Consider the following 24,832-nt stretch of genomic DNA (forward strand, 5'->3'; position numbering starts at 1 on the left):
TACTAACATACAGTCAATGCGTCAAAGATTTAATATCTTCCTCTGATAGCCCGGTGATTCTCACAATAAGCTCCCGTGGGAGACCATCGGCCAGCATTGAGTGGGCAATGCGCTGCGCTTCCTCGCGGCGACCTTCAGCTAAACCTTTTTCATGACCGCGCTCCATGCCTTTCCGTAGCCCCTTTCGCTCCCCTGCCCTACGTATTTTTTCGACAATATTCATTGTACTCTCCTTGTGTTCGGGTACCTGCTGCGCCAGCTTACGCATAAATCGCCCAAAGCGCGGTTTGTGACCATGCTGGATTAGCAGATAATTAAACAGCGCTTTTAGCTGGCTGTCATTAGCACTTCCTGTAACCAGCAGCGTAGCCAGATTGTCCACCAGTCCTAATAAATCGCGCTGGCGAATATGCTTTTGAATCAGTTCCAGCAGTGCGATACGCCGGTGCTGCATAATTTCTTCATCCGGGATCACGGTAATATCCACCAATGGAAATGCCGACAGATAAAGCTGGCGCGCCAGGAGCGGATTATCAAACTCATCCAGCCAGCATAAAGAGAAGGGATAAGGCGTATCGACGCCATGATAAAACAGCATCGGCACGACTAACGGTAAGCGGGCATGCCCAGCGTCAAGGTGGCTTTGCATTGCCGCTATCGCATAACGCATCAGGCGAAACGCCATATGCACATCAGGACGACTTTGATGTTCAATCACGACATAGATATAACCCTCCCCTTCACTGGTTTTCATCGACCAAAGCACATCTGAATAATATGCGCGTAAGTTTTCTTCAATAAAACTGGAGGGTTGCAGTTCTAACGTCGCCAGATCACAAAGCACCCGTAGCGTGGGAGGAAGATGAATTTCAATAAAATCACGGGCTGTGGCAGGGTATTTTAAAAATGTTTTAAACAGCGCATCGTGCGGTGTGGCTGTAGGTGTTTTTTTCATGGCGGTCCGTCACCTGATAAACATGATGACGTGAATGTACCCGTCGCGATGACGGGTAGCATGCAGGCTTTACCGGTTTTACGAGGGGGATTCGCAGTTTATTGATCTTAACTGCAACAGATTCATTTTAACGGAATCACATACGCAAATATGCCGGAGTAATCCGACCTAAAACTAGATCGACGTCCGTCCAAACGCCCCCTGCCAATCCTGCTCAAACTTCACAATCGCCGCATCCACAGCCGGAGAACTAATCATCTGCTGAGCGACGTCCAGCGGCAGCGTGATGGATTCGCAGCCTGCCAGCAGGCAATCCAGCGCCTGACGCGGCGTTTTGAAGCTGGCTGCCAGTACTTTGGCGTGCGGCGCATGCATGTTCAGTAAGGTTTGCAGATCGGTAACTGTCTGAATACCATCTCCCCCCTGCGCATCCACGCGGTTTACGTATGGCGCAACATATTCCGCTCCCGCCAGCGCCGCTAACAGCCCTTGAGCAGCACCGTATACCGCGGTACCCAGCGTCGGGATCCCTTCTTCTTTCAGCAGCTTAATCGCCGCCAGACCTTCTGCCGTCACCGGTACTTTGACCACGATATCCGCAATGATTGTCCGCAGTTTACGCGCATCGCTGACCATACCTTCGGCGGTCGTCGCCATCACCTGCGCAAACAGACGGCCTTGTCCCCCCATCGCTTCCTGCAGTTGCGGCAGCAACACTTCCAGCCTCTCTTTACCAGCCGCCACAATACTCGGGTTAGTGGTCACCCCGGCCAACGGAAAAATACGCGCCAGAGCTTTGACAGCGGCAACATCCGACGTATCTAAATAGAGTTCCATAACCTTTCCTCAAACGAATAATTAGCATGAATAAAAAGTAGCACGGCGAAACCTCACGGTTAGTTGACGCACGTCAATATAACTTTCATTCGAAAGTAATTTAATCTTTATACGAAAGAAAAGAGGCCGCTTATGATTTTCAATATCCAGCGCTATTCCACGCATGATGGTCCCGGTATCCGTACCGTGGTGTTCCTTAAGGGATGCTCCCTCGGCTGTCGTTGGTGTCAGAATCCGGAAAGCCGCGCCCGCACACAGGACCTGCTCTACGACGCACGTTTGTGTCTCGACGGTTGCGATCTCTGTGCTCAGGCGGCACCCGCGGTGATTGAGCGGGCGCTGAGCGGTCTGCTTATTTATCGCGAAAAACTGACCGATGACGATTTCGCCGCGCTGACGTACTGCTGTCCAACCCAGGCGCTGACCGTCTGCGGAGAGGTAAAAAGCGTGGATGACATCATGGCGACCGTACTGCGTGATAAACCGTTTTACGATCGTAGCGGTGGCGGGCTCACCCTCTCGGGCGGCGAACCGTTTATGCAGCCAGAACTGGCGGCAGAATTATTCCAAGCCAGCCACGACGCGGGCATTCATACGGCGGTCGAAACCTGTCTGCATGTGCCGTGGAAGTATATCGAGCCGTCATTACCTTACATTGATCTGTTCCTGGCCGATTTAAAACATGTCGCCGACGCGCCGTTTAAACAGTGGACCGATGGCAGTGCCTCTCGTGTATTAGACAATCTGAAAAAATTGGCCGCTGCGGGTAAAAAAATGATTATCCGCGTACCGCTGATTCAGGGTTTCAACGCTGACGAAGCCGCCATCCAGGCTATTACCGATTTTGCTGCCGACGAGCTTCACGTCGGGGAGATCCATTTTTTGCCCTATCACACCCTGGGCATCAATAAATACCACTTACTCAGTCAACCCTACAACGCACCGGATAAACCGCTTGAGGCGCCAGCTCTGCTCGAATTTGCTCAGCAGTATGCCCGCCATAAAGGTTTAACCGCGACCCTACGAGGATAATCGCCATGACCACTCTGAAACTGGACACACTCAGCGACCGTATCAAAGCGCATAAAACAGCCCTGATCCACATCGTGAAGCCGCCGGTTTGCACCGAGCGCGCCCAGCACTATACCGAGATGTATCAACAACATCTGGATAAGCCAATCCCGGTACGCCGCGCGCTGGCGCTGGCCCATCATCTGGCGGAACGTACCATCTGGATTAAGCATGACGAACTGATTATTGGTAACCAGGCGAGCGAAGTGCGCGCCGCGCCGATCTTCCCGGAATACACCGTCTCCTGGATTGAAAAAGAGATCGATGACCTCGCCGACAGACCTGGCGCAGGCTTCTCGGTAAGCGAAGAGAATAAACGTGTGTTGCACGAGGTATGTCCGTGGTGGCGTGGTCAGACCGTGCAGGATCGCTGCTACGGGATGTTCACCGATGAGCAGAAAGGTCTGCTGGAAACCGGCATTATCAAAGCCGAAGGCAACATGACCTCCGGCGACGCACACCTGGCGGTAAACTTCCCGCTGCTGCTGGAAAAAGGTCTCGACGGCCTGCGCCACAAAGTCGATGAACGTCGCTCCCGTATCAATCTGACTTGTCTGGAAGACCTCCATGGCGATCAGTTCCTGAAAGCGATTGATATCGTGCTGGAGGCCGTCAGTCTGCACATTGAGCGTTTTGCCACGCTGGCACGCAAAATGGCATCTACGGAGACCCGCGCCAGCCGTCGCGAGGAACTGCTGACCATGGCGGAAAACTGTGATGTGATTGCGCATGAACCGCCTAAAACGTTCTGGCAGGCGCTGCAGTTGTGCTACTTCATCCAGTTGATCCTGCAAATTGAGTCGAACGGCCATTCCGTGTCGTTTGGTCGCATGGATCAGTATCTCTATCCTTTCTACCGTCGTGATGTGGAGCTGAATCAGTCGCTGGATCGCGAGCACGCCATTGAGCTGCTGCACAGCTGCTGGCTGAAGCTGCTGGAAGTAAACAAAATCCGCTCCGGCTCCCACTCCAAAGCATCGGCAGGTAGCCCGCTGTATCAGAACGTGACCATTGGCGGACAGAATCTGGTTAACGGTCAAGCGGTGGATGCCGTCAACCCGCTCTCTTACGCCATTCTGGAATCCTGCGGTCGCCTGCGCTCTACTCAGCCTAACCTGAGCGTGCGCTATCACGCGGGGATGAGTAACGATTTCCTTGATGCCTGTGTGCAGGTCATTCGCTGCGGCTTCGGGATGCCAGCCTTTAACAACGATGAAATCGTCATACCTGAATTTATAAAGCTTGGTATTGAACCGCAGGACGCCTATGACTATGCGGCCATTGGTTGCATCGAAACCGCCGTTGGCGGCAAATGGGGCTACCGTTGTACCGGCATGAGCTTTATTAACTTTGCCCGCGTGATGCTGGCGGCGCTGGAAGGCGGACGCGATGCCACCAGCGGCAAAGTCTTCCTGCCGCAGGAAAAAGCGCTCTCGGCTGGCAACTTCAACAATTTCGATGAAGTGATGGACGCCTGGGATACACAGATTCGCTACTACACCCGTAAATCCATTGAAATCGAGTATGTCGTTGACACCATGCTGGAAGAGAACGTACACGATATTCTCTGTTCGGCGCTGGTAGACGACTGTATCGAACGCGCGAAAAGCATTAAGCAAGGCGGCGCGAAGTATGACTGGGTATCAGGTTTGCAGGTGGGTATCGCCAACCTCGGCAACAGCCTGGCGGCTGTGAAGAAACTGGTCTTCGATCAAGGCGCTATCGGCCAGCAGCAATTGGCTGCAGCACTGGCTGATGATTTTGACGGTCTGACCCACGAGCAATTACGTCAACGACTGATCAACGGCGCGCCGAAGTACGGCAACGATGACGATTCCGTTGATACACTGCTGGCCCGCGCTTATCAGACTTATATCGATGAACTGAAACAGTATCATAATCCACGTTATGGTCGGGGTCCGGTTGGCGGCAATTACTACGCCGGGACCTCTTCTATCTCCGCAAACGTGCCGTTTGGCGCGGCAACCATGGCAACGCCGGATGGCCGTAAAGCTCACACCCCGCTGGCTGAAGGCGCAAGTCCGGCTTCCGGGACGGACCATCTCGGCCCGACGGCGGTGATTGGCTCGGTGGGTAAGCTGCCGACCGGTTCCATTCTCGGCGGCGTGTTGTTAAACCAGAAGCTGAATCCGGCCACGCTGGAGAATGAATCAGATAAGCAAAAACTGATGATCCTGCTGCGCACCTTCTTTGAAGAGCACAAAGGCTGGCATATTCAGTACAACATTGTGTCCCGTGAAACGCTGCTGGAAGCAAAAAAACACCCGGATCAATACCGTGACCTGGTGGTGCGTGTCGCAGGCTATTCCGCCTTCTTCACCGCCCTGTCTCCGGATGCACAGGACGATATCATCGCCCGTACTGAACACATGTTGTAACTCCCCCGCCCGGTGGCGCTGCGCTTACCGGGCCTACATATTTCCCCATTAGCCGGGTAAGGCGAAGCTGCCACCCGGCCTTTTACTTTCATTCGAAATTAAATTTGTGCTTCAGGTCACATTGTTATTAGAATGTTTCTGGTCGCAGTTATGAGCCAGGAGCAAGTATGACCATCAAAGTTATCGTCACCGATATGGACGGAACTTTTCTCGACGACGCCAAGAAATACGATCGTGCACGTTTTATGGCGCAGTATCAGGAACTGAAAAAACGAGATATTGAATTTGTCGTGGCCAGCGGCAACCAGTATTTCCAGCTGATCTCCTTTTTCCCGGAGCTTAAAGACGAAATATCGTTTGTCGCTGAGAATGGCGCGCTGGTTTATGAGCATGGCAAGCAGCTGTTTCACGGTGAGCTCACCCGTCACGAATCACGCATTGTTATTGGCGAACTCCTCAAAGACAAGCAGCTCAATTTTGTTGCATGTGGTCTGCAAAGTGCCTACGTCAGCGAGAATGCCCCAGAGCCTTTCGTGGCATTGATGTCGAAACACTATCATCGCCTGAAACCGGTGAAAGATTATCAGGACATTGATGATGTGCTGTTTAAGTTTTCTCTGAACTTACCCGACCAACAAATCCCGTTGGTTATCGATCACTTGCATACTGCTCTGGATGGCATAATGAAGCCCGTCACCAGCGGCTTTGGGTTTATCGATTTGATTATTCCGGGCTTACATAAAGCCAACGGTATCAGTCGCCTGCTGAAACGCTGGAACCTGTCTCCGCAAAACGTCGTCGCCATTGGCGATAGCGGCAACGATGCAGAAATGCTGAAAATGGCGCATTACTCTTTCGCCATGGCCAATGCGGCAGAGAGCATTAAAACGATTGCCCGCTATCAGACCGACGACAATAACCATCAGGGCGCGCTGAACGTGATTCAGGCGGTGCTGGATAACACATCTCCTTTTAACGTCTGATCCTGCTAACCGGGGCGTGCTCCGGTTTTTCACTCTTTATTCATTCCGTGCCCACCATCAAGTTTTTAAACTTGCATTAACTTATTTTTAACTTATATTGCATGTGTAAGTTAAATAAGTTTCGAATGAAAGTTAATGCGAGGTGGTTATGGCTTTTACGTTTACCAGCGACACATTGCCCGCCGATCACAAAGCGGCAATCCGTCAGATGAAACAGCAGCTGCGGGCACAGCTTGGGGATGTTCAGTTGATTTTCAATCAGCTGAGCGATGCCATTGCCACTCGCGTGGCGGAAATCAACGCCCTCAAAGCGCAAGGCTCCCCGGTTTGGCCAACGTTGTCCTATGCGGATATCAAAGCGGGACGCGTAAGCGCCGAGCAGCGTGAAGAGATTAAGCGTCGCGGATGCGCGGTCATTAAGGCGCATTTCCCCCGCGAACAGGCGCTGGCATGGGACCAGTCGATGCTCGATTACCTAGATCGCAACCATTTTGATGAGGTCTACAAAGGCCCCGGTGATAACTTTTTTGGCACCCTCAGCGCATCCCGCCCGGAGATCTACCCCATCTACTGGTCCCAGGCGCAGATGCAGGCCCGCCAGAGCGAAGAAATGGCCAATGCGCAGTCATTCCTTAATCGCCTGTGGACGTTTACAAGCGAAGGGAAACAATGGTTTAACCCGGACATCAGCGTCATCTATCCTGACCGCATACGTCGTCGTCCGCCGGGAACAACGTCCAAAGGGCTGGGCGCGCATACGGATTCCGGCGCGCTGGAGCGCTGGCTTCTGCCGGCATATCAGCAGGTCTTTGCTAATGTTTTCAATGGCAAGCTGGAAGATTACGATCCATGGCAGGCGGCGCATCGCACAGAAGTTGAAGAGTACACGGTAGATAACACCACTAAATGTTCAGTATTTCGTACCTTCCAGGGCTGGACGGCACTCTCCGATATGTTGCCAGGTCAGGGATTGTTGCACGTAGTCCCGATTCCTGAAGCGATGGCCTATGTGCTATTACGTCCATTGCTTGACGATGTGCCGGAAGATGAGCTTTGCGGCGTCGCGCCCGGCAGAGTTCTGCCGATTTCCACGCAATGGCATCCGCTACTGATAGAGGCGTTAACCAGTATTCCGCAACTGGACGCCGGAGACTCCGTCTGGTGGCATTGCGATGTGATCCACTCCGTCGCGCCGGTGGAAAATCAGCAGGGTTGGGGCAATGTAATGTACATCCCTGCCGCGCCGATGTGCGAAAAGAATCTGGCTTATGCCCATAAAGTGAAGGCCGCGCTGGAAAAAGGCGCGTCGCCGGGTGATTTCCCGCGCGAGGATTATGAAACTGACTGGGAAGGACGCTTCACGCTGGAGGATTTGAATATCCACGGTAAGCGTGCGCTGGGTATTGCTTAGCTGTCGTACAGTCCTTCCCGATCCACGGCGGTGCGTCGTTTCCCCTGACGTATCCGCCGTACTGATTCCCGTACGGCCAGCATGCCGTTAAGCAACAACGTCCACACCGGCGCATCCGGGCGCATCAGCCGCTGCTGGAGCATATATACCGCTTCCGTTCCCAGTTCATCACGGGGAACATGAACTGCGGTTAAGGGTACATCCTGAATTGCCGCCAGATTAAAGCCGTCGATGCTCATGACAGAGACGTCCTGAGGTACGCGCAGGCCGTGTTTTTGCAGGGCACTGATGGTACCCGCCGCCATAAAATCGCCGCCAACTAAAAATGCAGTCGGCAGATCCTTACCCTTCCGCTCGATAAGCCAGACATTTACCAGCTCCTCCGTTTCACGAGCGCTAAAGCTCGGCACCACCAGCAGATCGCGCAGGTCATTAAATTTCAGGTTGTGTGACTGCCACGCGTCGCGGATCCCCGACAGGCGCAGCTCCATAGTGTAGCGGCGCAGACACATTACATTCAGCACCTCCCGGTGCCCCATTTCAAACAGATATTCCGCCGCCCGTTCGCCAATGGCGCGATGGTCCGGCGCGACGGCAGGCAGACGCATGTGCCGGTCCCGGCAGTTAATCAACATGCAGGGTTTAGCGACATCCACCGCCAGATCGTGGATATGAGGATCGTCGATACCGAGAAGAATGGCGGCCTGGGTGTCCGGCTCGTTCATTCGCGCCAGAAACAACTGCGCATCGCTGTCGTTCTCTTCCAGCGCGCAGTAGCGCAGGCGGACTTCGTGGGACGCCAGGCCTTTACTCACGCTCTGGATCACGCGGTAGTAAAAGATGTCGGACCGCTCGTCAAACGCCCGCTGCGGGGCAAAAACAACCAGACAGTTAAGCAGCAAACGCCCGGCCGCCATGCCTTCAATCACCCCTAATTCCCGCGCGCATGCCAACACCTTTGCCCGTGCTTTCTCACTGGTGTTGGCCTTCCCCGCCAGCACGCGAGAAACCGTGCTGATTGAGAGCTGAGTACGGGCTGCGATTTCGGTAATTTTTAGCCTTTTGTCCATTTTGTGATCTGGCTCCATTTGCAAAATGAAAAAATTTTCATTGCTCATTTATCAGTAAATAACTGGCATAGGAGCCATCATGCCAAATGACTTAAGTCATTTATGAGAAATTTTGCACAAAAACAACTATTTCCCGCTCATGTTCTCCCTTAAGGTGAACTTGTCACACCACTTCCATACTAGTTGTATATCAACTTTCATATTTTAAATGTATATAAATCAAAGCCATAAAAATTTGTGTGACACCTGAACCTCCGTCCCCTTACCGTCCGTCTTGTGGAGAGTAAAATGAGTCAGGACATCAATAACACCATTGCGACAAGCAAAACCCGTCGCGTCATTAAGAACTTGCGCTGGTACATCCTGGTGCTGTTCTTACTTGGCGTCACCGTTAACTACATCACCCGAAACTCGCTCGGGATCCTCGCCCCGGAACTGAAAGAGAGCCTCGGCATCACCACCGAGCAATACTCCTGGATCGTCGGCGCGTTCCAGATCGCCTACACCATTTTCCAGCCCCTGTGCGGCTGGCTGATTGACGTTATCGGCCTGAAAATTGGCTTTATGGTCTGCGCCGGGATCTGGGCGTTGATGTGTATTTTCCATGCGGGCGCCGGAAGCTGGCTGCACCTGGCGATTCTGCGCTTCTTTATGGGTGCTTCTGAAGCCGCCGCTACCCCGGCGAACGCCAAAACCATTGGCGAATGGTTCCCGAAATCAGAGCGTCCCGTTGCCGCTGGCTGGGCGGGCGTAGGCTTTTCCATCGGCGCGATGCTGGCGCCGCCTATCATCTACTTTGCTCACACCTCGTTCGGCTGGCAGGGCGCGTTTATGTTTACCGGCGTGCTGGCGCTGCTATGGGTGATCCTGTGGTGGGCGTTCTACCACAATCCGGAACAGCACCCGAACCTGGGTAAGGACGAGCTGGCATTTATCAAACAGGATAACGAACCGCCAGCGGTGAAACTGCACTTCCTGACTGCGCTGAAGACCGTCTCAAAAAACAAACGCTTCTACGGTATCGCCATCCCGGCCTTTATGGCGGAACCGGCCTGGGCGGTGCTGAGCTTCTGGGTGCCGCTGTACCTTGCCAAAGAGCACGGTATGGATTTGAAGCAGATTGCGATGTTTGCCTGGCTGCCGTTCCTCGCCGCCGACCTCGGTAGCGTGGCGAGCGGTTACCTGACGCGTCTGTATACCCGTCTGTTCGGCTGCTCCCGCGTTAACTCTGTGGTAGCAAGCTCCGTGACGGGCGCGTTCCTAATGATCTCTCTGGGCATCGTGGCCATCACCCGCGACCCGTATATCACCATCGTGCTGATCTCCATCGGTGGCTTCGGGCACCAGATCATCTCCTGCATGCTGAGCGCCCTGGTCGTTGAGTCGTTCGACAAAGGCCAGATGGCGACTGTCAACGGCATGCGCGGCTCTGCGGCGTGGATCGCCAGCTTCCTGTTCTCGCTGTTAATCGGCGTAACCGCCGACAAAATCGGCTTTAACCCGCTGTTTATTGCCATGGGCTTCTTTGACCTGATTGGCGCTGTCTTCCTGGTAGCATTTATTGCTGAACGTCGCGCTAAACGCGCCTGATAGTGGATGTATTACATATGAAAACCCTGAAAAACTGGATCGTAGATAAGCAGTCAGCAAACCATCTTGAACTGCTGGTCGATAACCAGCACCGTCTGTGTCTGTATGTGCTGGAAGAGAATCTTTTCCGCGTGCTGGTTAAGCGTAAAGGCGAGCTGGCGCTGGACCGCACCTGGAGCATCGCCCCGGAAAAAGACGTGCCGTGGGAAGGTCGCCATCGTGACGACATAAGCGGCTTCTCCTGCCCGGCCTGGAACCTGACGCAGCAGGATGGTGCGCTAACCGTGGCAACCGAACGGCTGCGCGTGACCGTCCACCAGCCGCTGTGGCTGGAGTGGCACTACTGCAATGAGGCGGGCGAGTGGCAGTCGCTGGTCAATGACCGACCCACCAGCGCATACCTGCTGAATGCACACGGCGACGGCGTGGCGCACTATCTCAGCCGCCGTAAGGATGAGCGTTTCTACGGCCTGGGTGAGAAAGCGGGCGATCTGCAGCGCAACGGTAAACGTTATGAGATGCGCAACCTCGATGCGATGGGCTATAACGCAGCCAGCACTGACCCGCTGTACAAGCACATCCCGTTCACTATCGCCCATCGCCATGATGTGAGCTACGGCCTGTTCTACGACAACCTGAGCAGTTGCTGGCTGGATTTGGGTAACGAAATCGATAACTACCACACCGCCTATCGCCGCTGGCAGGCGGAAGCGGGTGATATTGATTACTACATCTTTACCGGCAAGCGAGTGCTGGACGTCACCAAAGCCTTTGTCCGTCTGACCGGCAAAACGTTGTTCGGACCAAAATGGAGCCTGGGCTACAGTGGCTCGACCATGCACTACACCGACGCATCGGACGCGCAGAACCAACTGATGAACTTCATCCGCCTGTGCGCAGAACACGCTATTCCATGCGACTCGTTCCAGCTCTCTTCCGGTTACACCTCGATCAACGGCAAGCGTTACGTCTTTAACTGGAACTACGACAAAGTGCCGCAACCGAAGGTGATGAGCCAGGCGTTCCACGACGCGGGGCTGAAACTGGCGGCCAATATCAAACCGTGCCTGTTGCAGGATCACCCGCGTTATAACGAAGTAGCAGAACGCGGCCTGTTTATTCGCGATTCCGAAAGCAATACACCAGAACGTTCCAGCTTCTGGGATGACGAAGGCTCTAACCTCGACTTTACCAACCCGCAGACTATTCAGTGGTGGCAGGAAGGCGTCACCACGCAGTTGCTGGAGATGGGGATCGACTCTACCTGGAACGACAACAACGAGTTTGAAGTGTGGGACGGCGAAGCGCGCTGCCATGGCTTCGGCCAGGAAATCGCTATCAAGCACATTCGCCCGGTGATGCCGCTGCTGATGATGCGCGCCTCGCTGGAAGCGCAGCAGCGTTTCGCCCCGGAGAAGCGCCCATATCTCATCTCCCGTTCCGGCTGCGCCGGGATGCAGCGCTACGTGCAGACCTGGAGCGGCGATAACCGCACAAGTTGGGACACCCTGCGCTTCAACACCCGCATGGGGCTGGGGATGAGCTTGTCCGGGCTGTTCAACGTCGGTCACGACGTCGGCGGTTTCTCCGGCGACAAACCGGATGCCGAGCTGTTTGTCCGCTGGGTACAAAACGGCGTGATGCATCCGCGCTTTACCATTCACTCATGGAATGATGACCACACGGTGAACGAGCCGTGGATGTATCCGGGCGTGACGCCTGCCATTCGTGGTGCCATTGAACTGCGCTATCGCCTGCTGCCGTATCTTTACACCCTGCTCTGGCAGGCGCATGCCGACGACGAGCCGATGCTGCGCCCGACCTTCCTCGATCACGAGCACGATGCGCAGACCTTTGAAGAGTGCGATGACTTCCTGCTGGGTCGCGACCTACTGGTCGCCAGCGTCGTCGAAGCCGGGCAGCGCGAGCGCCGGGTCTGGCTGCCGGATAACGAAACGGGCTGGTATGATTTTTACACCCACGCGTGGTATGCGGGCGGGCAATCCATCGTCCTCGATGCGCCGCTGGAAAAACTGCCGCTGCTGGTGCGCGCCGGAGCCGGTCTGCCGCTGAGCGAGCGCATCACGCATGTGAGTGCCGAAAAAGATACGGCCCGCGAGCTGAAGCTGTTCCCGGTTAAAGGCGTCGGCACGACCTCCGGGCTGCTGTTTGAAGACGACGGTGAAAGCTGGGGCTATCAGAACGGCAATGCGCTGTGGGTGGAATGGGAAATGGTGTGCGATGGCGCAACCATCAACCTGAAGGTGAACGCGCGCGGGGATTATCGTCCGGCGTGGAAGGCACTGAAGGTGTCGTTACCGGTAGGGGAAAAACGTAAGCTGCTGGTGAACGGGGTTGAAGGGGGTGAGTGGCTGGTGTAGTGCTGCCTGATGCCCTCACCCTACCCCTCTTCCACAGGGAGAGGGAATAAAGGCTCGACGCCTTTCCCTAAGTATTTCGCGCTGCAGGAAGGCGGCAAACCTGTGAATCCCCGGGAGCTTACATTAGTAAGTGACCGGGGTGAACAGGTGAAGCCAACACATCTGCAGCGTGAAAGACGACGGGAAATTAGCCGTCGATACCTTTACTACGCAGGTAATCTTCGTAGTTACCGGTGAAGTCGATCACGCGCTCCGGCGTAATTTCAATCACGCGGGTGGCCAGCGAGCTGACAAACTCACGGTCGTGAGAAACGAAAATCAACGTGCCCTGATACATTTCCAGCGCCATGTTCAACGACTCAATTGATTCCATATCCAGGTGGTTGGTTGGTTCATCCATTACCAGAATATTCGGTTTCTGCATCATCAGCTTACCGAACAGCATGCGCCCTTTTTCACCACCGGAGAGCACTTTTGCAGGCTTCTTGATATCATCCTGGCTGAACAGCAGACGACCGAGGAAGCTGCGCACAACCTGCTCGTCGTCGCCTTCTTGTTTCCACTGACTCATCCATTCGAAGACCGTCAGATCGTTTTCAAACTCATATTCATGATCCTGCGCGTAGTAACCGACCTGCGCGTTTTCGGACCACTTCACGGTACCGTTATCCGGCTGCAAATCACCGACCAGCGTTTTCAGCATAGTGGATTTACCCACGCCGTTGGCGCCCAGAATGGCAATCTTCTCACCCACTTCGAGCAGCAGATTGAAGTTTTTAAACAATGGGCCTTCATCAAAACCTTTGGTAAGCGCTTCCACTTCCAGCGCGTTACGGAACAGTTTCTTATCCTGCTCGAAGCGGATGAACGGGTTCTGACGGCTGGAAGCTTTAACTTCTTCCAGTTTAATTTTATCGATCTGACGGGCGCGGGAAGTCGCCTGACGAGATTTCGATGCGTTAGCGCTAAAGCGGCTGACGAAGGATTGCAGGTCGGCAATCTGTGCTTTCTTCTTGGCGTTATCGGCCAGCAGACGTTCACGCGCCTGAGTCGCCGCCGTCATGTATTCGTCGTAGTTACCTGGATACACACGCAGTTCGCCGTAGTCCAGATCCGCCATGTGCGTACAGACCATGTTCAGGAAGTGACGGTCGTGCGAAATGATGATCATGGTGCTGTCACGTTCGTTCAGCGTCTGCTCCAGCCAGCGGATGGTGTCGATATCCAGGTTGTTCGTTGGTTCGTCGAGCAGCAGAATATCCGGGTTTGAGAACAGTGCCTGGGCCAGAAGCACACGCAGCTTCCAGCCGGGTGCGACTTCGCTCATCGGGCCGTAATGTTGTTCTACCGGAATACCCACGCCCAGCAGCAGTTCGCCCGCACGCGCTTCCGCAGAGTAGCCGTCCATTTCACCGTACTGAACTTCGAGGTCAGCCACTTTATAGCCGTCTTCTTCGCTCATTTCGGCCAGAGCGTATATACGATCGCGCTCCTGCTTCACTTCCCACAGTTCACCGTGACCCATGATTACGGTGTCAAGCACGGTGAATTCTTCAAAGGCGAACTGATCCTGGCGCAGCTTACCGATGCGCTCATTCGGATCGAGGGAAACGTTACCCAGCGTCGGTTCGAGATCACCGCCAAGAATTTTCATAAAAGTGGATTTACCGCTACCGTTCGCGCCAATCAGGCCGTAACGGTTGCCGCCGCCAAATTTGACGGAAATATTTTCAAACAGCGGCTTACTGCCGAACTGCATGGTGACGTTGCTGGAAACTAACACTGGCGTATCCTGAAAGAGAAAGAAATATGTGACAAACCGCTTATTATGCCATAAGTCTACGATAAGATCGCCCCTTCATGCTGAAGGGCTAAAGTGAAAGCAAAAGGAAAAAAATGTGATTTAGTACACATCCGAATTCCTTGTTGCTCAGATTGCACATATAATGCGTGCCCAACACTACATAAATCTCAACCCACTGGCCTGCCTGGCACTGAATCTCGCATACATGAAGATGAATATGAAATTGACAACGCTTTTCGCGGCGGCACTTGCGGTAGTTGGTTTTTGCAACACTGCCTCAGCCGTCACGTACCCGCTGCCTACCGATGGTAGCCGTTTGATTGGCCAAAACCAGGTCATCACCATTCCTGAAGGCAATACCCAACCGCTGGAGTATTTTGCGGCAGAATATCAGATGGGTCTGTCTAACATGCTGGAAGCCAACCCTGGCGTGGATACTTTCCTGCCGAAGGGCGGCACCGTACTGAACATTCCTCAGCAGTTGATCCTGCCGGATACCGTGCATGAAGGTATTGTTATCAACAGCGCTGAAATGCGTCTGTACTACTACCCGAAAGGCACCAACACCGTTATCGTTCTGCCGATTGGTATCGGTCAGTTAGGCAAAGACACGCCAATCAACTGGACCACCAAAGTAGAACGTAAGAAAGCGGGCCCAACCTGGACGCCAACGGCGAAAATGCATGCGGAATACCGCGCTGCGGGCGAACCGCTGCCAGCCGTGGTTCCGGCAGGCCCGGATAACCCGATGGGTCTGTACGCCCTGTATATCGGTCGTCTGTATGCTATTCACGGCACCAATGCTAACTTCGGCGTTGGCTTACGTGTCAGCCACGGTTGCGTCCGTCTGCGTAATGACGACATCAAATTCCTGTTTGAAAATGTGCCGGTCGGCACTCGCGTACAGTTTATCGATGAGCCGGTGAAAGCCACTACCGAACCAGACGGCAGCCGTTACATCGAGGTACACAACCCACTGTCCACCACTGAAGCACAGTTTGAAGGCGGGGAAATCGTACCGATTACGCTGAACAAGAGCATTACCAGCGTCACCGGTCAGTCTGACGTTGATCAGTCCGTCGTTGATCAGGCGGTACAGAACCGTTCTGGTATGCCGGTTCGTCTGAACTAATCTGCTATATATGCCCGATGGCGCCACGCTTATCGGGCATAATCCTCACATCACCTGCAGCAAACCATACCCTACCAGTCCCGCCCATATCAGCATCGGCAGCGAATACCAATGAAAACGCCACCAAATCCGTCGGTCGTTTGCCATGCGTAAAGCAATAAGATTTGCCAGCGATCCCGGCAGCAGTCCGAAGCCGCCCACATTAACTGCCCAGGCCAGCAACAGCGTCGGCGGAACGTAGTTCAGCAATAAAATTGTACTGGGCACATTACTGATAAACTGCGACAGGCCAATGGCCGTCAACCAAAGACCCGGCGCAGAGAGCGTGCCAATCTGGTGGGTTATCCCCTGCAATGCCGGTAGCTGCGTCAGCAAATGCACATCAATGAACATCGCCATAAACACCAGCAGCAGCGTCCAGTCCACGCTGAGGATGACGCGACGCGCCAGAACCATGAATCCCGCCGCCACAATCGCCAGGCCCCACAACTCTTGTTTTAACTCCAGCGCCGTCAGAAATATGATATACAGCGCCAGACAGCTCCACACCAGGCGTGGTTGCCAGTCCGGCGCGCGCGTCCCGGTATGATAGTGCAATGCTTTGTTTGGGAAACTGAACCAGCACAGCACCACCAGCGTCAGCATCATGGCACTCGCGAGCGGCGCCATTTGCCAGGTAAACGCGGTAAATGACAACCCGGAGCGCCCCCACATCAGGATATTTTGCGGATTGCCTATTGGCGTAAGCAACGATCCAGCGTTTACCGCCAGCGCCTCAAAGATAATCAGGCGATTTACCGGAATGGCGCATAATTTTTTCAGGGTGATGGTCAGCGGGACAACAATAAACAACGCAACATCGTTGGTCAGAAACGTCGACAGTAGCGCCGCCGCCAGCACCATAAATATCGCCAGTTGGCGTTCTGTGTGAAAACGGCGGGTCATCTTGCGCCCTAACACATCGAAGTAACCGCTTAATTCAACGCCTTTGGTCAGTAACATCAGGCCGCTAAGGGTAATAATGGTGTGCCAGTCAATCGCTCCAGGCCAGGAGCGGGGCGTAAATGGCGTGAACACGCTCAGAACAACCCCGACGATGATTAACAGCTGGAAAAAACGATCGCGCTGCAAGGCGCGTAGTAAAGGAAAACTCATTCAGAGCCAGATCCTTGCTGTTGCGTAAAACGGCTAAAAGCCTCCAGCGTTTCCTTACTGACGTGGTGCTCCATTCCCTCAGCGTCACGGCGGGCAATTTCCGGGCTGATACCTAACATCAACAGGAAATTTTCCACAATCTGATGACGCTCCCGGCTCTCCTGGGCCAGGCGTTCGCCTTCTGCGGTTAAAAACACCCCGCGCCAGGGGATCATTTCAATCAACCCGACTGAAGCAAGGCGCTTCAACATTTTGGCAACCGTCGGCTGGGAAACCCCGAGTCGGGCAGCCATATCCACCTGGCGCGCTTCACCCACCTCAATAATGAGATCGGAAATCAGCTCTACGTAGTCATCAATCAGCTCGCGGCGATGCGCCTCCCGGACCTGACGAAATCCTTCAACGTGTTCTTCGACATTCACCAATTGCGTCACTTTTTTTGTTGTTGGCATACCTGCGCGACGACTCATTCTACTTCCTCGTTACTGTGACGCGTTAACGGCATCTGATTAGAGAGCGCTCATTGTAAACCAGAGTTGCGTGGGCACAAAAAATTAACGTTTTAGCAATAGCTATATAATATAGCCTGTGCTATATCTGTATATAATAAAGACATCCCTCAAGGACCGATGGGATCGTGAAGTCAGGAGGTTTATATGAATGAATTTAAGAGGTGTATACGCGTGTTTAGCCACTCTCCCTTTAAAGTACGGTTGATGCTGATCTCTATGCTGTGTGACATGATCAACAGCAAACCAGAGCAGGATAAACCTTCAGGAAAATAATGCGGCGTCGCGGTACGCCGCTTCCTTTCCCTGCTGTCGTCCGGGGTACAGTAGTGGCTTTCGTCCCAATAACCCTTCTTTTTGTCAGTTTTGCCACCTCTCTCGCAAAACAATTTCCTTGTAGTAGTTGACCTTCTCTCATGCACACTCTATCTTTTCGCAGCCCTGCGTATATTGCGGCTCGCGGATGCGGACCCTATCCCTCTTCTCGCTCTCTCAGGCAGGCAATGACCCTTAACGCCAGGGTAAGCACATGGCGTTTTTGCATTAGTGGCGTATGAATTTAACCCTCAAAGATTCAATCATTGCTCGTAGCCGGGCCATTAGTCCGTGGACTGGCCTCTATTTCTTACAGTCTATGTTGATCAACCTAGCGTTGGGCTATCCGCTTAGCTTGCTCTACAGCGTTGCTTTCACCTGTATATTAATGCTGCTGTGGCGTAGCGCCCCGCGCGCGCAGAAAGTGCTGATTGGCATTTGCTCACTTATTGCGGCAATGTACTTTCCGTTTGGTCAGGCTTATGGTTCGCCTAACTTCAATACGTTGCTGGCGCTGCACTCAACCAATATGGAAGAGTCCACCGAAATCCTGACCATCTTCCCCTGGTACAATTATCTGGTTGGGGTATTTATTTTTGCCCTCGGCGTTATCGCCGTACGCCGTAAAAAAGAAACGCAAAAGCGCAGCTGGAATAAATACGACAGCCTGTGTTTGTTATTTAGCGTCGTCGCGTTTTTTGTTACCCCGGTACAAAACCTGGCCTGGGGCGGCGTGTTCAAGCTTAAGGACACCGGTTATCCGGTTTTCCGCTTTGCCAAAGACGTGATCGTCAATAATAACGAAGTGCTCGATGAACAGGAGCGCATGGCGAAGCTGTCGAGTGTGAAAGATAGCTGGACGGTAACCGCCGTGAAACCAAAGTATCACACCTATGTCGTGGTCATTGGTGAAAGCGCCCGCCGCGACGCATTAGGTGCGTTTGGCGGTCACTGGGACAACACCCCGTTTGCCAGTTCCGTTAACGGCTATCTGTTCGCAGATTACATTGCCGCAAGCGGTTCAACGCAAAAATCGCTTGGCTTAACGCTTAATCGGGTTGTTGATAATAAACCTCAGTTCCAGGATAACTTTGTCACTCTGGCCAACCGCGCGGGATTCCAGACGTGGTGGTTTTCCAATCAGGGGCAGATTGGTGAATACGATACGGCTATCGCCAGTATCGCAAAACGAGCTGATGAAGTGCACTTCCTCAAAAACGGTGATTTCGAAGCGGATAAAAATACCCGTGACGAAGAGCTGTTGAAGATGACTGCCCAGGTGCTGGCCACCGAGCGAACTCAGCCGCAGCTTATCGTGCTGCATTTAATGGGTTCACATCCGCAGGCTTGCGACCGTACGCAAGGAAAATACGAGACCTTCGTCCAGTCAAAGGAGACATCTTGCTATCTGTACACCATGACGCAGACGGATGACCTGCTGCGCCAGCTTTACGAGCAATTACGCAACAGCGGTACCAGCTTCTCGATGGTCTATTTCTCCGATCATGGCCTCGCTTTTAAAGAGCGGGGAAAAGAGGTGCAGTACCTGGCGCATGACGACCGTTTCCAGCAGAATTTCCAGGTACCTTTTATGGTGCTGTCGAGCGATGATAAAGCCCATCGGGTGATAAAAGCCCGTCGCTCTGCGAATGATTTTCTTAGCTTTTTCTCTCAATGGACGGGGATCAGCGCGAAGGAAATTACCAACAGCTACCGTTTTATCTCAGAGAAAAAGGCCGGGCCAGTGTATATCACCAACTTCAAACTGCAGAAGGTGGATTACAACCATTTGGGTACCGATATCTTTGAGACCAAATCTCGTTAATCTCTAAATTACACGCAAAAAAAATCCGCCTCAAAAGGCGGATTTTTTATATCACCGAAGTGATTAGAAGCGGTAACCCACGCCAGCGATCCAGGTGCCGACGTCAACGCTACGAATACGGCTCTGCTCGTAGGAGAAGTCCAGAGCAACGTTTTCGATCGGGTTGAACTGCAGACCAGCACCGTAAGAGAAACCGTAGTCGCTGGTGGTGTGGTTGTCAGCCGGAGATGCTGCGTTCTGGAATTTACCGTAACCAACACCCACTACACCGTAGATGCTTGCCCAGTCGTTCAGACGGTAAGCCGGACCAGCAGTGATGCCGTAGTACTGGGTTTTGTTGTAGTCGCCAGAAGCATCGGTACGGTCTTTTTCAGTGTAAGTGAAGGAACCGATTACACCCAGCGGGTTGTTGTCCTGCTCGTAGCGATACTTCAGGTTGAAACCGTTCATTTTGTTCGCTGCGCCCTGAGCATCACTCTGAGCGTAACCACCAGTAACGGTAGAAGTAGCAGCTACAGCAGTACCTGCGGAGAAAGCCAGAACAGCGGCCAGTGCTGAAAGACATGCAATTTTTTTCATAACCACCTCAAATGTGCTTCAAGTAAATCCTAAGTTTTAAATATAACAAAAATTGATGGGAAACTCTTTGCGATTCGCGGTGTCTAACGGGCTCTTTCATGTAACAAAACATTTCACAAACCAGCTATACCTTTCAATTTACACCACTTTTTCAAGCTAATGAGCCATTATTGCGCGCACAATACGACACATTCATCCAGATAATTCCTAATCACGCAGATTATTAATCCACCAATTTCGTACCATTGTACGGATCTGAAGAATTTTTTTTTCAACCAATACTCAACCAGTTGAGTGTATTTCCATTACACTCGCTGTTTTACTTTTCTATACATTTTGCCATCCGCGTCGCAACGCCGCGCAGATGAAGAGATGTAACCATCATTTGTCAGGAGAAAGGATGCCGGGGTCGTTACGAAAAGCGCCAGTTTGGTTACCAATTTTGGTTTTACTTATTGCTATGTCTTCCATTCAAAGCGGTGCATCACTGGCAAAATCGCTGTTCCCACTCGTCGGTGCACCAGGTGTTACCGCGCTGCGCCTCGCGCTGGGCACACTCATCCTTATCGCCTTCTTTAAACCCTGGCGTTTACGTTTTGCTAAAGAACAGCGCCTGCCGCTGCTGTTTTATGGTCTGTCTCTTGGCGGGATGAACTACCTCTTTTATCTGTCTATTCAGACCGTCCCGCTGGGAATTGCCGTGGCGCTGGAGTTTACCGGCCCGCTCGCAGTGGCGTTGTTTTCATCCAGACGCCCTGTAGATTTTATTTGGGTAGCCCTGGCCGTTCTTGGGCTTTGGTTCCTGTTACCGCTTGGCCAGGACGTTTCTCATGTTGATTTAACCGGCGCAGCGCTGGCGCTGGGAGCTGGCGCCTGTTGGGCCGTTTATATTCTCACCGGCCAGCGTGCCGGCGCAGAACACGGTCCGGCAACCGTAGCGGTCGGTTCATTAATCGCTGCGCTGATTTTTGTTCCCATTGGCGCGATTCAGGCCGGCGATGCCCTGTGGCACTGGTCAATACTGCCGTTGGGCCTGGCCGTGGCCGTACTCTCCACCGCGCTCCCCTACTCATTAGAGATGATCGCACTAACGCGACTGCCAACGCGTACTTTTGGTACGTTAATGAGTATGGAACCCGCGCTGGCTGCGGTTTCGGGAATGATCTTCCTTGGTGAAACGTTAACGCTTATCCAGACGCTGGCCCTGGGGGCTATTATTGCCGCATCAATGGGTTCTACACTCACTATTCGCAAAGAACCGCAAATTAAGCAAGTTGACGTGAATTAACCCCCTTAATATTCTGCATGGTTTGCATAATCATGCAGAATATCCACTTGTTAATCTGCGTGATAATTTTCTAATAAATATCTTGTACCCACCCACGTATTTCTTTTAATTTTTTACATTAACATAAAAATAACATTTCGTTGTAATGGCATCATGTATATCAATGATTTTATTGATTATTTTATTTCCATTCATCTCTTCGCTATTAAAGCAATAGGTAACACCGGAAAAATAAATCCAAAATTAGCGCTATACTTATTCCCGTTGAAGAGTTGGGACATAAATATCAAGAGGATATGAAAATATGAGTACCGCAAAACTGGTAAAAACAAAAGCATCCGCCCTCGTTTATACTCGCAACGATGTGACAGACAGCGAAAAGAAAGCCACGGTAGAACTGCTGAATCAGCAAGTGATCCAGTTCATCGACCTGTCGTTGATCACTAAACAGGCTCACTGGAACATGCGCGGCGCGAACTTTATTGCTGTCCATGAAATGCTGGATGGCTTCCGTACTGCCCTGACCGATCATCTCGATACCATGGCTGAGCGCGCCGTACAGTTAGGCGGTGTGGCACTGGGTACGACCCAGGTCATTAACAGCAAAACGCCACTGAAAAGCTATCCACTGGATATCCATAGCGTGCAGGACCACTTAAAAGAACTGGCCGATCGTTATGCAGTGGTCGCCAACAGCGTACGTAAAGCCATTAGCGAAGCAAAAGACGAAGATACAGCGGATATCTTCACCGCTGCGTCACGCGATCTCGACAAATTCCTGTGGTTTATCGAAGCCAACATTGAATAACAGCAGACATAAGAATTACCTATAAAACCCTCGCTCCGGCGGGGGTTTTGCACATTTATGGTGCATAACATTGATCATTCGTCACTCCAAAGTAAATTAATTGTAATAATCACCTCACACAATCGTTAACGAAAGATTGTTTTATCAACAATTTTTACGCTAAATAGTCATACCGTTTGCACCGTGTCAGGTACGCACCAAATGGGTGCCCCAAAACAGTGCAGATCACCCACTTTGCCCTACTTATTGTGCAGAGAAGAGAGGCACCTTCTTTTTAAAACAATGAGTTGCAAAAGTGGCACGATTTTTTCATTAAGCCATATGTTCTCGCAGGGGATCGCCCCGTGGATATAAAAGGAAATCCTATGAAGTCTGTATTAAAAGTTTCACTGGCTGCACTTACCCTGGCTTTTGCGGTGTCCTCCCATGCCGCAGATAAGAAACTGGTTGTCGCAACTGACACCGCGTTTGTACCGTTCGAATTCAAACAGGGTGACAAATACGTTGGATTTGATGTGGATCTGTGGGCTGCCGTCGCCAAAGAATTGAAGCTGGATTATGAACTGAAACCAATGGATTTCAGCGGCATCATCCCGGCTCTGCAAACCAAAAACGTCGACCTGGCACTGGCGGGTATCACCATCACCGACGAGCGTAAAAAAGCGATCGACTTCTCTGACGGCTACTACAAAAGCGGTCTGTTAGTGATGGTCAAAGCGAATAATAACGACGTTAAAAGCGTGAAAGACCTGGATGGTAAAGTTGTTGCTGTGAAGAGCGGCACCGGTTCCGTTGATTACGCGAAAGCTAATATCAAAACCAAAGACCTGCGTCAGTTCCCGAATATCGATAACGCCTATATGGAACTGGGCACCAACCGCGCAGACGCCGTGCTGCATGACACGCCAAATATTCTTTATTTCATCAAAACCGCGGGTAACGGCCAGTTCAAAGCCGTAGGTGACTCGCTGGAAGCTCAACAATACGGTATCGCCTTCCCGAAAGGCAGCAATGACCTGCGTGAGAAAGTGAACGGCGCGCTGAAAACGCTGAAAGAGAACGGCACATATAACGAGATCTACAAAAAATGGTTCGGTACTGAACCTAAATAATAACTGGCAGTGATGCCCGGTGGCGCGATGCATACCGGGCCTTTCCCAGTATTTTTGAGACCTGTAAACCGGATAAGCACAGCGCATCTGGCAAAACGGGCATTTCAATCTTTACACCACGGTAACAGGAACGACATATGCAGTTTGACTGGAGTGCCATCTGGCCCGCCATCCCGCTTTTGATTGAAGGCGCCAAAATGACCTTATGGATCTCGATCCTCGGTCTGGCTGGCGGTCTGGTAATCGGGCTTGCAGCAGGGTTTGCGCGTACTTTCGGCGGTTGGATAGCCAACCACGTAGCGCTGGTGTTTATCGAAGTCATTCGCGGTACACCAATCGTTGTGCAAGTGATGTTTATCTACTTCGCCCTGCCAATGGCGTTTAACGATTTACGTATTGACCCCTTTAGCGCCGCCGTTGTCACCATCATGATCAACTCCGGTGCCTATATTGCGGAAATCACCCGCGGTGCGGTGCTCTCAATCCATAAGGGATTCAGTGAAGCCGGACTGGCGCTTGGGCTTTCACGCACTGAGACCATCCGTCACGTTATTTTGCCTCTCGCACTTCGTCGTATGCTGCCTCCGCTGGGCAACCAGTGGATCATCAGCATTAAAGATACCTCGCTGTTTATCGTCATTGGCGTCGCTGAACTGACCCGTCAGGGGCAGGAAATCATTGCCGGTAACTTCCGCGCACTGGAAATCTGGAGCGCCGTTGCGGTGTTCTATCTGATCATTACCCTGGTGCTGAGCTTCATTCTGCGTCGTCTGGAAAGAAGGATGAAAATCCTGTGATTGAATTTAAAAACGTTTCTAAGCACTTTGGCCCTACCCAGGTGCTGCACAATATTGATCTGAACATTAAGCAGGGCGAAGTTGTGGTCATCATCGGGCCGTCCGGTTCCGGTAAATCTACTCTGCTGCGCTGCATTAACAAGCTGGAAGAGATAACCTCCGGCGATCTGATCGTCGACGGTCTGAAAGTCAACGATCCCAAGGTCGATGAGCGGTTAATTCGCCAGGAAGCCGGGATGGTGTTTCAGCAGTTCTACCTGTTCCCCCACCTGACGGCGCTGGAAAACGTCATGTTTGGACCGCAGCGCGTACGCGGGGCGAATAAAGAACAGGCAGAGAAGCTGGCGAAAGAATTACTGGCTAAGGTCGGCCTGGCCGAGCGTGCGCATCACTACCCTTCTGAACTTTCCGGCGGTCAACAACAGCGTGTGGCTATCGCCCGTGCACTGGCAGTGAAGCCGAAAATGATGCTGTTTGATGAACCAACCTCAGCGCTTGACCCTGAACTGCGCCACGAAGTTCTGAAAGTCATGCAGGATCTGGCGGAAGAAGGGATGACCATGGTGATTGTGACCCACGAGATCGGCTTTGCCGAAAAAGTGGCCTCACGTCTGATTTTCATTGATAAGGGACGTATTGCCGAAGACGGTAATCCGCAAGCCCTGATTGAAAATCCACCCAGCCAGCGTTTACAGGAATTCTTGCAGCACGTTTCCTGATGCGTTGACCTCCCTTCGCCCGAAGGGAGGTTTTCACCAGAATCCTCTCATTTCCATTCTCTTACGCTCTGGCATCTATACTTATCCTTTTG

General features: G+C 52.5%; 21 protein-coding genes. 14 read left to right on the forward strand and 7 right to left on the reverse strand.

Going from position 1 to position 24,832, the window contains the following annotated elements; all coding sequences use genetic code 11:
• Window positions 1–13 precede the first annotated feature (13 nt).
• Window positions 14–955, reverse strand: a complete 942-nt coding sequence (locus FDW92_RS15750; protein WP_042309561.1) for an Rpn family recombination-promoting nuclease/putative transposase — start codon at window positions 953–955, stop codon at window positions 14–16.
• A gap of 174 nt (window positions 956–1,129) precedes the next feature.
• Window positions 1,130–1,792 carry a fructose-6-phosphate aldolase gene (gene fsa, locus FDW92_RS15755; protein WP_042309562.1) on the reverse strand — a complete coding sequence of 221 codons (663 nt, stop codon included), beginning with the start codon at window positions 1,790–1,792 and terminating at the stop codon, window positions 1,130–1,132.
• 132 nt (window positions 1,793–1,924) lie between these two features.
• Between fsa and FDW92_RS15760 the strand changes: the two genes are divergently transcribed.
• The 4 genes from FDW92_RS15760 to FDW92_RS15775 all read left to right on the forward strand — a co-directional run bounded on the left by FDW92_RS15760 (window position 1,925) and on the right by FDW92_RS15775 (window position 7,656).
• Window positions 1,925–2,824 (forward strand): glycyl-radical enzyme activating protein, encoded by a 900-nt coding sequence (locus FDW92_RS15760; RefSeq protein ID WP_042309564.1) that lies wholly within the window; start codon window positions 1,925–1,927, stop codon window positions 2,822–2,824.
• A gap of 5 nt (window positions 2,825–2,829) precedes the next feature.
• The gene (locus tag FDW92_RS15765) at window positions 2,830–5,262 is read left to right on the forward strand and encodes a glycyl radical protein (RefSeq protein WP_042309566.1); all 2,433 of its coding nucleotides are present in this window, start codon (window positions 2,830–2,832) and stop codon (window positions 5,260–5,262) included.
• A 167-nt stretch (window positions 5,263–5,429) separates the two neighbouring features.
• Window positions 5,430–6,245: a Cof-type HAD-IIB family hydrolase gene (locus tag FDW92_RS15770; protein WP_137400659.1), complete on the forward strand. Its 816-nt coding sequence runs from the start codon at window positions 5,430–5,432 to the stop codon at window positions 6,243–6,245.
• 148 nt (window positions 6,246–6,393) lie between these two features.
• Window positions 6,394–7,656 (forward strand): DUF1479 domain-containing protein, encoded by a 1,263-nt coding sequence (locus tag FDW92_RS15775; protein ID WP_042309570.1) that lies wholly within the window; start codon window positions 6,394–6,396, stop codon window positions 7,654–7,656.
• On the opposite strand, the gene FDW92_RS15780 is transcribed toward FDW92_RS15775, so the two are convergent.
• On the reverse strand, window positions 7,653–8,726 hold the full coding sequence (locus FDW92_RS15780; RefSeq protein ID WP_042310151.1) for a LacI family DNA-binding transcriptional regulator: 1,074 nt from the start codon (window positions 8,724–8,726) through the stop codon (window positions 7,653–7,655). The two genes, FDW92_RS15775 and FDW92_RS15780, sit on opposite strands and share 4 nt — an antisense overlap.
• A gap of 288 nt (window positions 8,727–9,014) precedes the next feature.
• Between FDW92_RS15780 and FDW92_RS15785 the strand changes: the two genes are divergently transcribed.
• Window positions 9,015–10,316, forward strand: coding sequence for an MFS transporter (locus FDW92_RS15785; RefSeq protein WP_042309572.1), 1,302 nt, complete (start codon window positions 9,015–9,017; stop codon window positions 10,314–10,316).
• Between the two features lie 17 nt (window positions 10,317–10,333).
• Window positions 10,334–12,697, forward strand: coding sequence for a glycoside hydrolase family 31 protein (locus FDW92_RS15790; protein ID WP_042309574.1), 2,364 nt, complete (start codon window positions 10,334–10,336; stop codon window positions 12,695–12,697).
• A 187-nt stretch (window positions 12,698–12,884) separates the two neighbouring features.
• Here the strand turns inward: FDW92_RS15790 and FDW92_RS15795 are convergent, their stop codons facing one another.
• Window positions 12,885–14,480, reverse strand: coding sequence for an ABC-F family ATPase (locus FDW92_RS15795; RefSeq protein ID WP_042309575.1), 1,596 nt, complete (start codon window positions 14,478–14,480; stop codon window positions 12,885–12,887).
• A 232-nt stretch (window positions 14,481–14,712) separates the two neighbouring features.
• On the opposite strand from FDW92_RS15795, the gene ldtB reads away from it, so the two are divergent.
• On the forward strand, window positions 14,713–15,633 hold the full coding sequence (gene ldtB / locus FDW92_RS15800; RefSeq protein ID WP_042310152.1) for a L,D-transpeptidase: 921 nt from the start codon (window positions 14,713–14,715) through the stop codon (window positions 15,631–15,633).
• A gap of 45 nt (window positions 15,634–15,678) precedes the next feature.
• Here ldtB and FDW92_RS15805 read toward each other — a convergent pair whose 3' ends face one another.
• Together FDW92_RS15805 and mntR are read right to left on the reverse strand one after the other, a co-directional pair.
• Complete coding sequence (locus FDW92_RS15805; protein WP_042309577.1) at window positions 15,679–16,788, reverse strand: anion transporter; 1,110 nt, start codon at window positions 16,786–16,788, stop codon at window positions 15,679–15,681.
• Complete coding sequence (mntR, locus tag FDW92_RS15810; RefSeq protein ID WP_042309579.1) at window positions 16,785–17,258, reverse strand: manganese-binding transcriptional regulator MntR; 474 nt, start codon at window positions 17,256–17,258, stop codon at window positions 16,785–16,787. The genes FDW92_RS15805 and mntR overlap by 4 nt, the downstream gene beginning before the upstream one ends.
• A gap of 186 nt (window positions 17,259–17,444) precedes the next feature.
• Between mntR and mntS the strand changes: the two genes are divergently transcribed.
• Window positions 17,445–17,573, forward strand: a complete 129-nt coding sequence (mntS, locus tag FDW92_RS15815; RefSeq protein ID WP_042309581.1) for a manganase accumulation protein MntS — start codon at window positions 17,445–17,447, stop codon at window positions 17,571–17,573.
• 277 nt (window positions 17,574–17,850) lie between these two features.
• The gene (locus tag FDW92_RS15820) at window positions 17,851–19,437 is read left to right on the forward strand and encodes a phosphoethanolamine transferase (RefSeq protein WP_042309583.1); all 1,587 of its coding nucleotides are present in this window, start codon (window positions 17,851–17,853) and stop codon (window positions 19,435–19,437) included.
• Window positions 19,438–19,500: 63 nt separating this feature from the next.
• Here FDW92_RS15820 and ompX read toward each other — a convergent pair whose 3' ends face one another.
• The gene (gene ompX / locus FDW92_RS15825; protein WP_003035257.1) at window positions 19,501–20,016 is read right to left on the reverse strand and encodes an outer membrane protein OmpX; all 516 of its coding nucleotides are present in this window, start codon (window positions 20,014–20,016) and stop codon (window positions 19,501–19,503) included.
• Window positions 20,017–20,416: 400 nt separating this feature from the next.
• Between ompX and rhtA the strand changes: the two genes are divergently transcribed.
• The 5 genes from rhtA to glnQ all read left to right on the forward strand — a co-directional run bounded on the left by rhtA (window position 20,417) and on the right by glnQ (window position 24,740).
• Entirely contained in the window at window positions 20,417–21,304 is an 888-nt protein-coding gene (rhtA, locus tag FDW92_RS15830) for a threonine/homoserine exporter RhtA (RefSeq protein ID WP_042309586.1), read from the forward strand.
• A 304-nt stretch (window positions 21,305–21,608) separates the two neighbouring features.
• Window positions 21,609–22,112 carry a DNA starvation/stationary phase protection protein Dps gene (dps, locus tag FDW92_RS15835; protein WP_038639118.1) on the forward strand — a complete coding sequence of 168 codons (504 nt, stop codon included), beginning with the start codon at window positions 21,609–21,611 and terminating at the stop codon, window positions 22,110–22,112.
• Between the two features lie 365 nt (window positions 22,113–22,477).
• Entirely contained in the window at window positions 22,478–23,224 is a 747-nt protein-coding gene (gene glnH, locus FDW92_RS15840) for a glutamine ABC transporter substrate-binding protein GlnH (protein WP_038639115.1), read from the forward strand.
• 137 nt (window positions 23,225–23,361) lie between these two features.
• Window positions 23,362–24,021, forward strand: coding sequence for a glutamine ABC transporter permease GlnP (gene glnP, locus FDW92_RS15845; RefSeq protein ID WP_006685364.1), 660 nt, complete (start codon window positions 23,362–23,364; stop codon window positions 24,019–24,021).
• A complete protein-coding gene (gene glnQ, locus FDW92_RS15850) occupies window positions 24,018–24,740 on the forward strand; it encodes a glutamine ABC transporter ATP-binding protein GlnQ (protein ID WP_042309588.1) in 723 nt (240 codons plus the stop codon). The genes glnP and glnQ overlap by 4 nt, the downstream gene beginning before the upstream one ends.
• Window positions 24,741–24,832 lie beyond the last annotated feature (92 nt).

It is taken from the genome of Citrobacter sp. wls706, from assembly GCF_005281305.1.
GTDB lineage: Bacteria > Pseudomonadota > Gammaproteobacteria > Enterobacterales > Enterobacteriaceae > Citrobacter > Citrobacter werkmanii.

Coding starts and splice junctions, on each gene's coding strand:
- FDW92_RS15780 (WP_042310151.1), bottom strand. CDS start 8,726: ATGGACAAAAGGCTAAAAATTACCGAAATCGCAGCCCGTACTCAGCTC.
- rhtA (WP_042309586.1), top strand. CDS start 20,417: ATGCCGGGGTCGTTACGAAAAGCGCCAGTTTGGTTACCAATTTTGGTT.
- FDW92_RS15760 (WP_042309564.1), top strand. CDS start 1,925: ATGATTTTCAATATCCAGCGCTATTCCACGCATGATGGTCCCGGTATC.
- FDW92_RS15790 (WP_042309574.1), top strand. CDS start 10,334: ATGAAAACCCTGAAAAACTGGATCGTAGATAAGCAGTCAGCAAACCAT.
- FDW92_RS15770 (WP_137400659.1), top strand. CDS start 5,430: ATGACCATCAAAGTTATCGTCACCGATATGGACGGAACTTTTCTCGAC.
- mntR (WP_042309579.1), bottom strand. CDS start 17,258: ATGAGTCGTCGCGCAGGTATGCCAACAACAAAAAAAGTGACGCAATTG.
- mntS (WP_042309581.1), top strand. CDS start 17,445: ATGAATGAATTTAAGAGGTGTATACGCGTGTTTAGCCACTCTCCCTTT.
- ompX (WP_003035257.1), bottom strand. CDS start 20,016: ATGAAAAAAATTGCATGTCTTTCAGCACTGGCCGCTGTTCTGGCTTTC.
- ldtB (WP_042310152.1), top strand. CDS start 14,713: ATGAATATGAAATTGACAACGCTTTTCGCGGCGGCACTTGCGGTAGTT.
- FDW92_RS15820 (WP_042309583.1), top strand. CDS start 17,851: ATGAATTTAACCCTCAAAGATTCAATCATTGCTCGTAGCCGGGCCATT.
- FDW92_RS15750 (WP_042309561.1), bottom strand. CDS start 955: ATGAAAAAAACACCTACAGCCACACCGCACGATGCGCTGTTTAAAACA.
- fsa (WP_042309562.1), bottom strand. CDS start 1,792: ATGGAACTCTATTTAGATACGTCGGATGTTGCCGCTGTCAAAGCTCTG.
- dps (WP_038639118.1), top strand. CDS start 21,609: ATGAGTACCGCAAAACTGGTAAAAACAAAAGCATCCGCCCTCGTTTAT.
- FDW92_RS15775 (WP_042309570.1), top strand. CDS start 6,394: ATGGCTTTTACGTTTACCAGCGACACATTGCCCGCCGATCACAAAGCG.
- FDW92_RS15765 (WP_042309566.1), top strand. CDS start 2,830: ATGACCACTCTGAAACTGGACACACTCAGCGACCGTATCAAAGCGCAT.
- glnH (WP_038639115.1), top strand. CDS start 22,478: ATGAAGTCTGTATTAAAAGTTTCACTGGCTGCACTTACCCTGGCTTTT.
- FDW92_RS15785 (WP_042309572.1), top strand. CDS start 9,015: ATGAGTCAGGACATCAATAACACCATTGCGACAAGCAAAACCCGTCGC.
- FDW92_RS15805 (WP_042309577.1), bottom strand. CDS start 16,788: ATGAGTTTTCCTTTACTACGCGCCTTGCAGCGCGATCGTTTTTTCCAG.
- glnP (WP_006685364.1), top strand. CDS start 23,362: ATGCAGTTTGACTGGAGTGCCATCTGGCCCGCCATCCCGCTTTTGATT.